We start from the raw sequence: 11,363 nt of genomic DNA, 5'->3' as shown, positions 1-11,363 counted from the left end.
TAGCCCTAATGCGATAGGTTCTTAAGGGGAATTGATGCTTAGCATCAGACATTACGATAATCGAGGTAGTAGAAATGTTGTGGGTCGTCCTGGTGAACGCGAATATTGATTAATTGATTCACCTGAACCTCAGATTGGTCTTGCGCGGGGAATATAACGCCGCGGATGCCCTGCAGTTCTTGCTCATGCCAATGATAACGAAGGGTCAAAATGGCTGAGTAGTGATTATTAATTCGCTGGTCGCGATCGTATTTGATCTGCAGGATGGTGGCCTTAACATTGACACCATTCATTTTCGTTTTTTTATCTTGTCGCGCAGAGCGTATATTCTGCATCGCAACCCAGGCCACAAAGAGCAATACTACCAGCGGAATGGCCCATGCCATGGTTAGCATTATGGTAGAGACGATTTCCATGTTATCTCCTGATTAGCTGTCACAAAAAAAGCGGCCTGTCATATAGCGCAATTCTCTGCGGGTTCGCCGGATCGTATTTAATCGTTGTGCCATTACCCGGCTTAAAACGCTCAATGTCGCTGAAATTCAGGGTGTAATTCAGGCTAGCCTGGACTTCCACCTGCTCGCGGGTCTTAAATTTAAAGGTGAGACGATAGACCGGTTTACTTCCGCTCCAGGCGCTGGTCTGGTGTGCGGCAATGATATCCGCGTTGACCGCAATCCCGGATTGCAGGACCTCACTGTGGGTGAAACTATCCTTTAAATACGGATAAACATCCTGATAAAGAAAGCGGGCCATGGGATAGATACCAAACACCAGGACAATCAGCCCCATGACGATAAAAAAGAGTATATCCATAGTGAATTAACCCACATCACCGATTTGCATAATAGCAATCTTATTGCCGCGTCCTTTCTTAACGACAATGGACAGCCCTTTACGTAATAGATGTATTTGTGCTGGTGCAATCAGCGCCTTGGCGCAAAATAATTGAGGCATTTCATCGATGCGAAAATATATATCGAAAAATAGATTATTACCGAGCATTACATTAGTTTGTTGCCAGAATTCAATCTGCGACCTCAGTAAGTCTCCTCGCCAGCGCTCGCGTTTTAAAAAGATTTTCCCTGACTTTAGTTGTAACGATGACTTTCTGAATGTGAAATAGGTGGCTATCATGAATAATATACTTACTGACAAACCAATAATCACGGGTATCATTTCCCCTGGAGACATATTGGTGATCCATTTTTCAAATGACATAATTATCCCTGGTGGGTTTCAGTTAAGGCTTCGCAACTCATGATTTTAGGTAAAAAAACATCTTGGTTTTCTCACAATATAGAGAGACTCCATCACTCCATCTCCCAGGGTGTTGGTAATAACCCTTTGGGATTATCAGGCATGTAGTAGATGTAAATAGTATTGTTTCTCATGATTTTTACCATATTTTGCGGGGAAATATACTGTTTAGCCGTTGCCGTCACCAGACCTGAGTCAGTATTGAAAGATAATTCCATTTTAAGTTTAGTGCTCCCTCCGCCACTCGCGCCAATTTTTTCCATGCTTAATATTTTAGCCTCGGTACGAATGCCATTTGCCTTAAACTTATCATAATTGGAGCCTGAACGATAACAATATAAGAACAAACCAAACAAAATTAAAACGGCTAATATTAATGTTCCCCACATAGAGTCAAACATAATGATCCATTAATGATGAAGTTCACCACATATTAGAAATTATGTGAGTGTTTTTAAGTGGCCACCTAAATGGCCACGAGCATAGAGGTCTAGTGGATACCCTGTTTATTCATAATCCACATCCATAACAGCCATTCGTTTTGGCGGAACGCCCTCATGCTTTATAGTTAATTGAAGTCCCGGTTTTAATTTGGGGATTTCTGAAGCACGTACCACGGCGGCAGCATTATACTGTTTTGTCGTACCCTCAATGTTCGCCTCAAAGGTAAATACAAAATAATAATCAAAATTATTGGTCGCGTTAGTTTGACGCCAACTTACCAGAGATGCGTTTTTGATCTCACCGGGCCAGCGCTCACGGCTTAGCCAGTTTTTTATTTCAGTAAGGTCCCCGCCCTGTCCTTTGAGACTTCGCAACGAACCGAACAACAGAAAAAAGCTAAATGCAACCGATGCAATAACAATTAACAAAGAGTGTTGATAAATAAAGTTCATTGTTAGCTCTTTTAGGTTTTAAATATAAATAATTGTCACATTATAAAAATAATGGTCTGTCATAAATTGCGATTCGTTTAGGATTTTTAGCGTCGTATTTTATTGTTGTCCCATTGCCGGGTTTAAATCTCTCAATTTCTTCAAAGCTTAGCCCCATATCAACACTCGCTTCGGTTTCAACACCTTCAAGAGTTTTAAATTTTAAGGTCAAATGGTATATTGGCTTATTTCCACCCCACATACTAGTTTGATGAGATGCAATAATATCGGCATTTACTGCGATTCCTGTTTTAAGAACAGCGCTTTCAATAAACCCAGCCTTGATCATAGGGATAACGGAACTACGAAAATTCCGCCCAATAATATAGAGTGCTATAAGGCATGCCACAAGCAGAATATAAAACCATTTTGTATTTAGAAAATCCATTTAATCAATTCCAGGTTGTGATTTTATAGGTAGAATGAAATATCAAATACTACAGCACCATTACACATTTAATAATTAACGGAAGTAACCGCTATCTTTACAAGCGTGTCATTACTGTACTTTACTGATAATAACATTCCTTTCTTTAATTTATGAATGTCACCGGGTCTTACAATGCCTTTCGCAATGTATTTTTTTACATAACCGTTTATATTTGCACTAAAATAGAAATCATAAATATAATCATTGCCGTACTTTGTTTCTGTCTGACGCCATGATTCTAGCGGAACCTGGATTGTTTGACCGGACCACTTATCTCTCGATAACCAGTTTTTAATTGCTGAGACTTCAGATTTATTCGGTTTGAATGCAGCGAATGATATACCTAATGCTATGATTGTCACCACAATGCCAAAGATAAAAGATGATTCCGTGATGACATTCATAGGGTTGCATCCGTGTTATTAACAAAAACCATCATCGATTGCTTACTCCATATCCCCAGGAACAAGGTAGACTTTTTCAGGGGTACCTGGGAGGTAATATAAACAAACTATATTTTTCCTACCAATTTTAACCATTTCTTCCGGAGTTATAAAACGACGAGCATGTGTGACGACAACTCCATCGGGAGTCATAAATTCCAATTCAAAATCAAATTTCATATTCCCGGTGCCAGAGGTACTTATATGTTGCTTACTAATAATTTTAGCTTCAACTTTAAGGTCTTCCTTACGAAACTTCTCATCATTATTTCCTGACTTCATTATACTGTATAAGAACCACCCCAAAACTAAAATGGTTATAAAGATAGACCACATTGTTGAATTTGACATCGTAAAATCTTACATTAAGTGAACCATTGATGGCTGTCTTATTTTAAATGCAAAAAATTGAGAAATCGTTAGGTTCTGGATTGATTATTTATTACCAGCTAAAACCAATGGAAAGGAAACGCAGCATTTGGAGGCCGTTTCTATGCCATGTTCCCTATCAAAGGGTAAAGCAGCAATTATATGTCGTGCATCGACTAGTATTAGCCTACGCTCATGACTGCTGTTTTTTTTGGGGGTACTCCCTGGTATTTGAACATTACAGGCATATCCTTTTTTAATTTAATGACTTCAGAGGTCTTTAACACAGTTGCTGCTTTATATGTTTGAGCTTCACCACTCAAATTAGACTCGATAGTAAAAATATAGAAATGGTCAAAATTATTGGTAGTTGATGTTTGTTTCCATTCTTTTAATTTCCCTGTTGCTAATTCGCCGTTCCAGTTGTCCCTTGTAACCCAATTTCTTATTTCACTAAAATCTTCCTTCTGTCCCTTTAATCCTCTGAGACAGATGAAGATGAATATCAACATTACACCTAACGCAATAGGGCCTGAGTGTTCAGAAAGAAAATTCATATATACCTCTTACATAAACATGTGGATAAAACCAATAACTACATTCTGCAATGAAGATTCTATTTTTGTTAGAGATCTAGTTACATTCATTGGAGAGTGGACAATACTTGCTAATGACGTTGGCATGTTTAATGGTGTCCAACTAAACGATGCACCATTCACAGATGTGCTAAGTCCGTTGAAGGAGTGTGTTGTGCCATTTAATGATACACTTATTCCCTTGTTAGTGAACAACCCCTCAGGGGAAACAATTTCTACTTTAGTATCGCTTTTTATAGATATTTTTAATGGTGAGTTAATAGATATTTTGCCTTGAACCGTTTCATTAAGTTCACCCAGGATATTTCTAGCAACATTCCCTTTAACGTCTACTATTTGATTATTATCCACGGTAAGTTTGTCAATACCTTGGATATGCGTTACAACCCCTTTTTTGTATGTCACTCTGGTGGCAGCGGAAACTGCGCTTGTAGAGGCTGCTGCCAAATAATCTGTTGCGTAGAGCTTGGTCCCTGGTGCAGCCATAATCTGCCCAGCGGTATTTTTAATATCAAAAGGTATATTGGGAACTGCACTTTCTGTACCTTTGGCATCGACAACCTGACCAAAGATAACATCTGGCGTTTCGTACATTATCTTCGATGCCGCCAAAGTGCTAACCGTATCACCGCTTTCGGTTACCACATTGCCGGTATAACTATTACTTGAATAACCTGTAACCGATTTAGTTTCACTATCGACAATGCTTTCATTACGTCCATTAGCCGTGATAGCGATGGTTTGCCCGGCATTAAAGGTTTGCGTATCGTGGCCTACCACACTAGTGGAACGCGTATTTAGATGTGAATAGATCGTTTGCTGATGAACAACTTCATTGTGCATCCCTTCAACAGACACGTTCATATTTTTTTCAGAATGCAAATCGACGGACTCTTCACCAAGCTTATCTTCAAAAAACAGGTAACTGGCATTGTCCTGATTCCCATCCTTACTCCGCGTCATAAAGCCCATCCGGGTGGCGTCGCCGGGGAGATCCCATGGCGGCATGCTGGCTTCATTATACACACGTCCGGTGACGATCGGGCGGTCAGGATCGCCGTTGATAAAATCAATGACCACTTCATCGCCGACGCGGGGAATTTGCACGCCGCCAAAGCCCTGGCCTGCCCAGGCGCTCGACACGCGAACCCAGCAGGAGCTGGTGTCATCGCCTTTGGCGTGGCGGTCCCAGTGAAACTTCACTTTGATGCGGCCATACCTGTCGGTCCAGATGCTTTCCCCTTCAGGCCCGACAACTTTCGCCGTCTGCGGGCCATAGGTGCGCGGCCAGTCGGTTACCTGCGCCGGGCGATAGACTACCGAAGAGGGGATCACTCTAAAATGGATTTGGTGCGAGATATCGCTATTGCCGCCGCTGGCGTAGCTGTTCTCTTCAAACAAGTAATCTGCGGCGGTCGTCAAATATTCGCCGTTATCGCTAAAGAATGGCGCATTGGTTAGGGTAAACGTTGCGCCGGGAGCGATGCCTACCGCGGTGGCGGACGCCTGGATCTGCTGATGTTCTACCTGCCAGCGCTCCTGGCGGATACGGGCGTAGAATTCACCGTGTCCGTGATCGACAAACCGCCCCGGCCAGTCGTACACGTCGATACTGCCCGGCGAGGGCGATGCCGGGTTCTGCCGCGCCTGAAACAGCCAGGCGTTAGGTTTACGGAAATCATAGTCATCGAGGCTGTAAATCCCCGGCGTCACGCTATCTTCCAGCGCCCACTGACCGATCCCCTCTTCAGTGGTAATACTGCCCGATGCCGTCTGGTGGTAGGGAATGGTTTCATAGCCGCTTACCGGTTGATGCTGGGTGGCTGAATCGGTCAGAACCATCGTATGTTTACCCGCCTCGTGACGGAAATGGTAGGCAATCCCCTCCAGCTCCATCAGGCGGCTGATAAAGGCGAAACTACTTTCCTGATACTGGACGCAGTAATCCCAGACGCGGTAACTGCCGTTCAGCTTATCCTCAACGTTGACCTGATATTCGCTCAGCAACGTATTGATGATCTGCGGTACCGTCTGCCCCTGGAATATACGCAGGTTGCGGTCGCGTTTCATCGGCCATAAGTCGGGTTCAACGATCAGTTGGTAAGCGGCGTAGCGGATACCGCTCAGTTCAACGGCGCTCACCGCCACGCGGGTAATTTTACCATTGAAATAACGCGAACTCAGCGCGTTTTGCGTCGGAATGGTCACGGTGACCGGCTGGCCAAGCAGCTTGCTGCGATCCAGACGCGCATCGCTGCCAAGCAGCGTTAAGCTGAGCTCAAACATTTCCGACATGGCTTCATGTCCGCTGAGTTTCCAGAAAAGCAGCCCCTCAACGGGGAGCTGAACGGTGATCCTGTTAGACATAATATTATTCCATTCAGGGGGATACAGTTTGTGCAGCATTAGCTGCGCGTTAACAGTGGGTTCGGCAGATCGACCAGCACCTGTTGCGGGTCAAGGCGCAAGTAGCGTAACGGAATCGGCTTTCCCGGTTGAAAGTTTTGGATACGCGTAATATCAATAACGATATCCCGCTGACCGGTCAGCAATTCACCTTTTTCGTTAACGTAATTAAAATCGACGCTAATATTAATAAACCCGGAATTACCGCCCGAGCGGCTTCTCACATTTGTGATGGTGCCAGACACCGCAACGCCATCATTGTGGATAGCCGCTTTGATTTTTTTATTTTTCGCATCGCGAATCAGTAATGACGCAAAAATATAAATAAACAGTAGGACCACGGCCAGAACGATTACGTTAGTAAAAATATTCATCTTCCACTCGTCAGTTTTGGCTTATCGTTAATATCTCTTACAAACACAATGGCGTTATCTTTTGGCTCGAGTTTTGCCTCATAAGTCACTCCGACCTGCCAGGCATCGAGGGTAATTAGCAAAACCGTTTCCTGGTGCTTTTCCACAAGCCACGTTTTTCCATTATTTAAATCCTGTACCCGCAGATCCATATCAATGACAGGATTGTTGTTGATAAATAATCCGGTTTGCCGCATTGCGAGTATCGTAACCTGGATATCGTTCCCGTTTTCGATAATCCGCTGCTCTCGCCGTTGCGAGTTTTTTACTATGCGGTTGGCAAGGTAAAAGCCGATGAAAATAATAACAAACGTCAATACTGCGTTGATAATCCAGCCTGGGGTCATTAAACACTCCTTGTTGATCAGTGATATCTCGCTAAATGATTATCCCACCCGCCGTTCATTGCCGGCGGAGGGATTTCGCTCTCAATTGCGCCATCTAACTCGATGGATTAATAAGCCAGGTTCCCGGTTTGGCGATATCCAGCGTCTGCTCGCGGGTTTGTCCATTACCCTGCAGGGTAATTTCATAATGCCCCGGCGCCAGCTTCAGCGAGGCGAAGCCGTTCGTGGCCGGTTGCGTATTATGAGGTTCGCCATTGAGTTTGAGCTTTTCCCCTTCCCGCATGCGCACGTAAACCTGAGCAACAGGCGCCGCCGCGGCGGCAGGTTTGCTCTCTTGAACAGCAACGGGCGGAGCGGGCTGCGCGTTAGCGGTCTGCGTTGTTACCGGCGGCGTAACCGCCGCTGGCGGCTGGGTGCTGGCGCTCTGTGCTGGTTGCGTCTCGCTGCCGCCGCCGCTGAACAGCATACCGCCGGCAATAATGCCGACCAGTACGCCTGCGGCGACCATCCCCGGAACCTTATAGCGCCGCCAGTCTGTCATGGCCGGCGCCTGTTCTTCCTCTTCGACCAGCGCCAGCATGGTGCCGGTTTTTTTGACCGACAAGACGTCATCGATACTGGACACCGGCATTTCAATCAGCTCGGCGAACGCGTCGATTGACTGGGGACGATCTTCCACCCGCAGCGCCAGAGCTTTATCCACCGCCTGTAGCAGCGGCAGCGAGTAACCCGCCGGCTTCAGTTCCGCCAGCGGCTGATAGTTGTCCTGAATACTCCGCACCACGCTCACCGGCGGCGGTGAACCCACGATCAGCGTATGCAGCACCGCGCCGACGGCATAAATATCGGTCCAGGCGCCCTGTTCGCTGTCATTATCGTCGGTATACTGCTCGATAGGCGCATAACCCGGGCGCAGCATAGTTTCGGTTTCGTCGGAGAGATTACCGATGGTCCGGCGCGCCGAACCGAAATCGAGTAGCACCGGCAGGCCGTTATCCTGGATCTGGATATTTTCCGGTGAGATATCACGATGCAAATAGCCGGCGTCGTGAATGGTTTTAATGGCGCCGAATAGCATCGGCAGCATCCGGCGGATCCATGCCTCATCGATGAGGTTTGGCTGTTGTTCGCGCAGGCGGCTCAAGGTGGTGCCGCTATAAAACAGCGTGCCCATATAGGCGGTGTCGTTCTGAACCCAAAAGCGCAGCACGTGCAGCAAGTTGGGATGATTAAAGCGCGCCAGCAGCCGCGCCTCCTGGATAAAGCTGTTTAATCCAGCGGAGAACGCTTTGCTAAAGCGCTCGCTACGCAGTACCAGGGTCATATCTTCGTTACGTACCGCCAGCGACGAAGGCATAAACTCTTTAATCGCGATGGTACGTTCCAACTGATGGTCCCAGGCGCGATACACAATGCCGAAACCGCCGCCGCCAATCACTTCCTTTATTTCAAATTCGTTAAAACGATACCCGACCGGCAGCGCGTTCAGGACAGTCCGATTGTTTTCGTGATCCGTCATCTTAAGACTCACTTTCTGATGGTGTTACGCGGCAAACTGACAATGAAACTCGCCTTGCGCATAGCTGATGCGCAGTTGCGTAAACTGCTCATCGTTACGGTTGGCGGTTAACAGAATTTGGCTCATCTGCGGCAGCAGCGTGTTGGTCAGAATCGCATCGACCATACGCCCGCCGGATTCCACTTCGGTACAACGCTGAACCACCTGCTCGACGACGCTGTCGTCAATCTCGCAGACAATGTTGTGATTGTCCTGCAGACGGCGCTGAATACGCGCCAGCTGCAGACGCACGATTTGCCCCAGCATCGCATCGCTCAGCGGGTAGTACGGCACCACCAACAGGCGGCCAAGCAGCGCTGGCGGGAAGACCTGTAACAGCGGCTGACGCAGCGCGCCGCTCAGCGCTTCCGGCTCGGGCATCAGATCCGGATCGGCGCACATAGCGCTAATCAGCTCGGTACCGACGTTAGACGTTAAGATAATGATTGTGTTGCGGAAATCGATATGGCGGCCTTCACCGTCTTCCATCCAGCCTTTATCAAACACCTGGAAGAAAATTTCGTGCACGTCCGGATGCGCCTTCTCGATTTCATCCAGCAGCACCACGCTATACGGGCGGCGGCGTACCGCTTCAGTCAGCACCCCGCCTTCGCCGTAACCCACGTAACCCGGCGGCGCGCCCTTCAGGGTCGAGACGGTATGCGCCTCCTGGAACTCACTCATGTTGATGGTGATAATGTTCTGTTCGCCGCCGTACAGCGCTTCCGCCAGCGCCAGCGCGGTTTCGGTTTTACCTACGCCGGATGGACCGCATAGCATAAAGACTCCGACCGGCTTATTGGGATCGTCGAGCCGCGCGCGTGACGTGCGGACACGTTTGGCGATCAGATCCAGCCCGTGGCGTTGGCCAATCACTCGCTGGTTGAGCGTGTCGGCCAGGCTCAGTACGGCGTCAATCTCATTTTTGACCATCCGCCCCAGCGGAATGCCGGTCCAGTCAGCGACCACCGCCGCCACCACGTTCTCATCTACCGCCGCGAACAGCAGCGGCATCTCACCCTGCAGGGTTTTTAGCGCCAGCTGTTTTTCATTAAGCATCTGGCGCAGCGCCGGCTGGGCGTCGTCATCGGCCTCCTGCAATTGCGCGCGCAACGCGATGACTTCATCAACCAACGCGCGTTCCTGCTCCCAGCGACGACTCAAGGTATCGCGTTCAGTTTCCTGCTGCTGACGCGCCTGCTTGAGTTGCTCAATGCGCTGAGCATCGCCAATCGCCACCCGGTTCTCGCGTTGGGCAATCTCCAGTTCCACATCCAGGGCGGCAATGCGCTGCAGGCAATCTTCCAACTGCGGCGGCGGCGCGCTTTGGCTGACGGCGACGCGGGCGCAGGCGGTATCCAGCAACGCGACCGCTTTATCCGGCAACTGCCGCGCGGGAATATAACGATGCGACAGCTTCACCGCCGCGTTGACAGCTTCATCAAGCAGCAGTACCCGATGGTGTTTCTCCAGCGGAGATACGGTACTGCGCAGCATCAGCAACGCTTTCTCTTCATCCGGCTCGTGCATTTGCACCGTCTGGAAACGGCGGGTCAGCGCCGGATCTTTTTCAATATATTTTTTGTACTCCGCCCAGGTGGTCGCGCCGATGGTGCGTAACTGTCCGCGCGCCAGCGCCGGTTTCAGCAGGTTCGCCGCATCGCCGGTGCCCTGCTGGCCACCAGCGCCAATCAGGGTGTGGATCTCGTCGATAAACAGCACGATCGGCGTCGGGCTGGATTGCACTTCGTTAATTAACGCCTGAAGACGGGCTTCAAATTCGCCTTTCATGCCCGCACCGGCCTGCAGCATGCCGATGTCCAGCAGCCACAGCTCAATATTACGCAACGGCTGCGGGACATCGCCTGCGGCGATCCGCCGCGCCAGCCCTTCCACCACCGCGGTTTTGCCGACGCCGGCTTCCCCGGTCAGCAGCGGGTTGTTCTGCCTGCGGCGCATCAGGATATCCACCATCTGGCGGATCTCTTCATCGCGGCCAACCACCGGATCGATTTTGCCCTCCTGCGCCCGCAGCGTCAGGTTCTGTCCGTACTGGGCCAGCGTACCCTGCGCCGTCGGCGTCGCGCCAGTGTTGGCCGTCTCCACCGCCGCCTGCTGGCTCTCTTTACTGGCGGCCAGCAACGTCTCAAAGCTCTCGCTCAAGGCATCGACATTGATTTTGCTAAACTGCGGCGAAATGCCTTTCAGAACGTTAGCCAGATTCCAGGTTTTCAGCAGCCCTATTAACAAATGGCCGCCGCGGATGCGGTTGACGCCATATTTCAGCGAGCCATAAACCCACGCGCGTTCGACGGCGCTATCGATATGCTCAGAAAGGTCGGAGACCGAGCTGGCGCCGCGCGGCAGCGCATCCAGGGCCGCGATGATATCGCGGGTCAGCGCCTGCTCGTCAAGGGCGAAATGGCGGATAATGTGTTGCAGATCGCCGTCCTGCTGCTGCATCAGCTGATGCAGCCAGTGCACCAGCTCAACGTAAGGGTTGCCGCGCAGTTTACAAAAGGCGGTTGCGCTTTCCAGCGAGGTAAACAACAGCGTATCCAGTTTGCCGAAGAGTACGGCACGGCTGATTTCTGACATGTTCGGTT

General features: G+C 49.1%; 14 protein-coding genes. All 14 read right to left on the bottom strand.

Translation table 11 applies throughout. The features are described from left to right. Positions 1–44: 44 nt before the first annotated feature. The 14 genes from AC22LX_RS02065 to tssH all read right to left on the bottom strand — a co-directional run bounded on the left by AC22LX_RS02065 (position 45) and on the right by tssH (position 11,355). Positions 45–416, bottom strand: a complete 372-nt coding sequence (locus AC22LX_RS02065) for a hypothetical protein (RefSeq protein WP_045394322.1) — start codon at positions 414–416, stop codon at positions 45–47. A gap of 19 nt (positions 417–435) precedes the next feature. Next, a complete protein-coding gene (locus tag AC22LX_RS02060; RefSeq protein WP_049059881.1) occupies positions 436–816 on the bottom strand; it encodes a DUF3592 domain-containing protein in 381 nt (126 codons plus the stop codon). Between the two features lie 6 nt (positions 817–822). After that, on the bottom strand, positions 823–1,221 hold the full coding sequence (locus AC22LX_RS02055) for a hypothetical protein (RefSeq protein WP_049059882.1): 399 nt from the start codon (positions 1,219–1,221) through the stop codon (positions 823–825). 92 nt (positions 1,222–1,313) lie between these two features. Continuing rightward, positions 1,314–1,661 (bottom strand): DUF3592 domain-containing protein, encoded by a 348-nt coding sequence (locus tag AC22LX_RS02050; protein ID WP_049059883.1) that lies wholly within the window; start codon positions 1,659–1,661, stop codon positions 1,314–1,316. A 105-nt stretch (positions 1,662–1,766) separates the two neighbouring features. Then, a complete protein-coding gene (locus AC22LX_RS02045) occupies positions 1,767–2,156 on the bottom strand; it encodes a hypothetical protein (RefSeq protein WP_015705440.1) in 390 nt (129 codons plus the stop codon). 40 nt (positions 2,157–2,196) lie between these two features. Beyond that, positions 2,197–2,583, bottom strand: a complete 387-nt coding sequence (locus AC22LX_RS02040; RefSeq protein ID WP_042897410.1) for a DUF3592 domain-containing protein — start codon at positions 2,581–2,583, stop codon at positions 2,197–2,199. Between the two features lie 68 nt (positions 2,584–2,651). Beyond that, positions 2,652–3,029 (bottom strand): hypothetical protein, encoded by a 378-nt coding sequence (locus AC22LX_RS02035; protein ID WP_045394312.1) that lies wholly within the window; start codon positions 3,027–3,029, stop codon positions 2,652–2,654. Positions 3,030–3,071: 42 nt separating this feature from the next. Next, positions 3,072–3,419, bottom strand: a complete 348-nt coding sequence (locus tag AC22LX_RS02030) for a glycogen/starch/alpha-glucan phosphorylase (protein WP_223683730.1) — start codon at positions 3,417–3,419, stop codon at positions 3,072–3,074. A 200-nt stretch (positions 3,420–3,619) separates the two neighbouring features. Further along, positions 3,620–3,994, bottom strand: coding sequence for a hypothetical protein (locus tag AC22LX_RS02025; protein ID WP_223683731.1), 375 nt, complete (start codon positions 3,992–3,994; stop codon positions 3,620–3,622). 9 nt (positions 3,995–4,003) lie between these two features. Next, positions 4,004–6,400, bottom strand: coding sequence for a type VI secretion system Vgr family protein (locus AC22LX_RS02020; protein ID WP_049059988.1), 2,397 nt, complete (start codon positions 6,398–6,400; stop codon positions 4,004–4,006). A gap of 38 nt (positions 6,401–6,438) precedes the next feature. Further along, entirely contained in the window at positions 6,439–6,813 is a 375-nt protein-coding gene (locus tag AC22LX_RS02015; protein WP_045394304.1) for a DUF3592 domain-containing protein, read from the bottom strand. Then, positions 6,810–7,199 (bottom strand): hypothetical protein, encoded by a 390-nt coding sequence (locus tag AC22LX_RS02010; RefSeq protein ID WP_020078763.1) that lies wholly within the window; start codon positions 7,197–7,199, stop codon positions 6,810–6,812. The genes AC22LX_RS02015 and AC22LX_RS02010 overlap by 4 nt, the downstream gene beginning before the upstream one ends. A gap of 94 nt (positions 7,200–7,293) precedes the next feature. Then, positions 7,294–8,718, bottom strand: coding sequence for a serine/threonine protein kinase (locus AC22LX_RS02005; RefSeq protein ID WP_047042623.1), 1,425 nt, complete (start codon positions 8,716–8,718; stop codon positions 7,294–7,296). A 24-nt stretch (positions 8,719–8,742) separates the two neighbouring features. Continuing rightward, positions 8,743–11,355: a type VI secretion system ATPase TssH gene (gene tssH, locus AC22LX_RS02000; protein ID WP_487333709.1), complete on the bottom strand. Its 2,613-nt coding sequence runs from the start codon at positions 11,353–11,355 to the stop codon at positions 8,743–8,745. Positions 11,356–11,363: the final 8 nt, after the last annotated feature.

It is taken from the genome of Klebsiella sp. PK01 (genome assembly GCF_057624675.1).
Note: the sequence above shows the minus strand (reverse complement) of the source record. Positions and strands in the feature narration are given on the sequence as shown.